Raw genomic sequence first — 4,036 nt, 5'->3', positions numbered from 1 at the left:
TATGTATCGCTGGTAGCAATTTGAAGAGTAGGTCTAGATATACCAACGACGTCAAACTAGACCCACAACATTGTTTTTTCTTAAAGCTCAATCCACTTTAATAGCTGTTGAGTTTCTTTGTTCATAGAGAGATAGTATATTGAAACGATACCTATGAATCACACAATAACCAGCAACATCTTAAAATACAATCTAGGCTAAATTTCACGGAGTAGGGCCCAAGCCCGCATTACCTTTACTGCGAGTGACCGGGGCAACCTTGAGAGGGGTTAGCTCAAATAAACTCAGTTCCGTATTTCCTCCAATTGACTCGACCGATAGGTCATTTGCACCGGGAGCGCCGAATACAAGGTTTGAAAGTACAACTTCGCCGTTATTTACAAAGACCTCAATGGATGTTGTATCTACAATGATATCCAGCATGACAAAGCCATCGCGCGCTTGTACGGGGGACTTTCGAACCTCGCGGTAAACTTTGGGCATCGCATTGGCTATAGCATCCTTATCGCGTTTGACAAAAACAGTGTCATTCGCAAAGTTGTATCCAACGACAGAAAAGTGCCCATTGCCTTCCTTAAGACGGAAGCGGATCTCTTTAGCATCTGAGTCAGCGTCAATCTTAACCCTGAGTCGGTAGGCATCGGATTGAGGCTGAGGAAGTGCCATCTTCGACGCTTCCATCACCCGAATATTGGATCGAGCTACTGTATTACCCTCAAGTTTGTCGATCGCATTGATGGGCTGCGAGACAAGCTGCGGCTTACCGTCTACAGACCGTAGCATGATGCGCCGTACGATCGAGTTGGCCCCCCCGTGCCACTCATCGGTTGGGAGTTTGGTGGCGTAGGCCCAGTTATTGAGCCAACCAATGGCATAGCGAGAAGCAAGGCGTTCGGCGTCATTGTGGCGAGGGTCTTCCCATGTCACTGCGGCATAAAAGTCGGCGCCGAAGTCTAGCCATTGAGGTTCATCGCTATCCACGGTGAAATTTTTTCCGTCCCATACTCCGGTCCAGTACAGGGTTCCCGTGGTCATTCCTTTTTTAAAGCCGTTCGCGCCAGTTGCCAGCACCCATCGTGTAGTTGCACTGTCACCGTTGACCGACATTTGGAATAGGTCGGGACATTCCAGAATCCCAAGGTCGTCGCGCTCGAACCCAGACTGATACTTCCAATGCTTCAAATCGGGCGACGTGTAAAAGCCGATCTTATGACCTTCAGCCAGCACCATCAGCCATTCATTACGCGTGTCGTCCCAGATGATCTTAGGATCACGCCAATGCTCGGATCCAGGGTTGTCCATGACAGGATTGTCGTGGTACGCCTTAAATCGATAGCCGCCGTCAGTCGAGACAAAGAGCGACTGGCGCTGTACACCCTCGTGTTGTTGAGTCATGATGGCGATTACAGCGCCAGGGCCGAAGCCTGCAGTGTTATCGATGTCAATTACTGCGCTACCGGTTTCAATGTCGCCGAGGCCGTTCTTGTATTTGTCGATTGCCACACCGTGATCTTGCCAGTGCACAAGATCAACCGAGGTCGCGTGGTACCACTCAGTACCGTTTCCTATGGGATAATCGGCATTGTAGAGGTAATAGTAGTGCCAGATACCGTCAATCAGAATTGGACGCTGGGGATCGTTCATCCAGTGTTTGGCGGGGGTTAGGTGCACCGCGGGCCGATATCTCGCCCAATTAGCTGGGCGCTTGTATTTAGATGCTTCTTCTGTCAACAGAGGCAACGGTGAAGAGCTGAACGCTGCTTCAGAACCTAATTCGACGGCCAGCGACATTCCTGAGCAGAACAACACGACCAACACGCAAATTGTCATAGACCAGCGACTTGCAAATATTAAAATAAGATTGTGGTTCATAATTCCCCTTATTGGAGCACCGATTACAAAGCAATGTAATTGCGCAAAGGTACTCATTGAGCATGATAGATGATATTGGGCAGTACGAAAAACTTGTAAAATAAGGAAATGCAGTGCTTCAGAAATCACTGCTGTAAAACAAAAAAACAGAGCGACAGTTCGAGAGACTGTCGAATAAGTCGAGCATACCTTTATTTGCCATTTACAAACAAGGGAGAAGAGGATACGCCGGTACATCGCCATCTCCTCTTCCCACCGATAAGGGCTGTATAGATTAATTTACTAAAGCTATTTCTTTAGAGGCTTGATCTGTCCACCCGAATTCACATTAAGGTTTGCAGGGATATCGGCCCAACCACCTAGCCCATAACCATTTACGCTATAGGAATAATCAACCTCTGACGAGTCGCCGTTGATTTCTATCCTGACTGTAGGTGCAAGCGTCCCACCGCGACGAAAATTTTCTTGAGTGCCGATCGTGTCGATGAACGATTGGATCAAGCCACCAGGCATCACGTAGTGCGAGTACGACTGGAATTGACCTGGGTGCTGATTATAGTCTGGCGCAAACGGACTACCCGGCCAGTAGTTGAGGTTCGTTGGGTTACCCAGCACTAGTCCGGATCCCTGGTTCATCGGCTGGTAATCGCTGCGAATACCGTTGCCTACGAAACCATATACGCCCTCGGGGCCAGTAATACCTGTTGCGTATGTGGTGCTGTGGCTAATCGTGAAAAGGTAGTACTTGCCATCTTGTTGGTAGATCTGCGGTCGTTCAGTCTGATCGGTGACACAGTTTGCAGATAGAATAGGCGGCAGAAATTCCCACTCGGTTAGGTCGTCGTTCGTAGCCCTTGCCAGACCGACGTTACCGATCTGAAAGGGCGCACCCGATGCATTCACTTGGGTTACGGTTTCTGCATAAGGGTCGCCGTCCCGGTAGCCAAGGTCGTCCGCATCACACTGTGCAGTTGTCCGGTCCATGGCCGAGTTGCCCTCAAATACCATATAGGTCTCACCTGGATGAGCCGGATCTTCGAAAGTAAACGGGTCGCGGAAGTTATAGTAAGGGTTTTGCTCAGCATTTTGGTAGTAAGTGCCGTCAGCCTCGAGTAGCGACGTAACCTTGTTGAAACCGGTGAATCTCACGCCGTGTTTATTAGCATGCACATGGCCTACGCTTAGCGCGAGCCGAGAGTCGTAAGGCTTGATGTCCGGTCCACCGTCTTGATCACGGTAGAAGGCAACATCTGTGAAAAATAACTTTATTTCGCCACCCGGAAAAATACGCGCCGAGCCTGACCACTGGGTCTGGTGGCTGTAAGACTGGTCTTCGAAAATTTCACCGGTGACACCTTCATCGAACACGAGACCACCATAGGTCCAACCACCATTTTCGGGGCGTTGGTCAGCGGAAATCCCAGCCGGCCGATAGAAGTAGCCGATCTTTGCGTAAACGTGGCGGTCATCAAAGCCAAGGCTACGGTCGGCTACTAAAGAAAAAATGATTTCCTGTCCATTGACACTGTACTGATTAGCATCCTCGTCAGTCAGAGGCCAAGAGTCCCATACCCAGACCTGTTCGTTCGACATGTCAGGGAAGTTCTGCGGGATGTCAGGCATAGTGTATTCTTCAGGCATCGAATTCTGACGTGAACCAGCCGTCGGATCAGACATTCGCTTGATTTGGCGTGCATCAGCCCGCGTCCACTTCGCAGTGAAATTACTTTCAGGTGCAAATGCCTCTTGGGTGTGAAATGTCGGCTCGGGACCCGGCTGTAGATAAGGTTCTGCAACAGCTGCCGTTGTTAAGCCCAGAAATGAACACAGAATTGGGATTGTCGATTTACCTATTTTACTATTCATCAATATCTTCTCACTAAATTAAAAATTGTTTTCCGTAAAAGGATGGCCTCAGCGAAATAAGACCCCTGTTATCCTAGTCTAAATCAATTATTTTCAGTGAAAACCAGTTGTATTCACTTGAATATATGTGACTTTTATAGCGAAATCGATTCGGACAAAGGTTGTCTTCTGGAATTAGCCAGGAAATTCGGGCGTAATAATGCCCGCGCTACATTATGTTAGCTTTTTTACTATATACCACCCCCCTAAAAACTTAAACGATTAAGTTTGTTTTTTTGTAATAGTTCACCGATTTAAC

The 4,036-nt window shown here is 48.4% G+C and carries 2 protein-coding genes; both read right to left on the bottom strand.

The window, feature by feature from the left end; translation table 11 throughout:
- Nucleotides 1–204: 204 nt before the first annotated feature.
- Entirely contained in the window at nt 205–1,872 is a 1,668-nt protein-coding gene (locus H5072_RS13445; protein WP_259395951.1) for a glycoside hydrolase family 32 protein, read from the bottom strand.
- Nucleotides 1,873–2,160: 288 nt separating this feature from the next.
- Nucleotides 2,161–3,738 carry a glycoside hydrolase family 68 protein gene (locus tag H5072_RS13440; protein WP_002961343.1) on the bottom strand — a complete coding sequence of 526 codons (1,578 nt, stop codon included), beginning with the start codon at nt 3,736–3,738 and terminating at the stop codon, nt 2,161–2,163.
- Nucleotides 3,739–4,036 lie beyond the last annotated feature (298 nt).

The sequence above is a fragment of the Pseudoalteromonas sp. SR45-5 genome (assembly GCF_014163565.1).
In the GTDB taxonomy this organism is placed as follows: domain Bacteria; phylum Pseudomonadota; class Gammaproteobacteria; order Enterobacterales; family Alteromonadaceae; genus Pseudoalteromonas; species Pseudoalteromonas distincta.
This window is presented reverse-complemented; position numbering and strand designations above follow the sequence as displayed.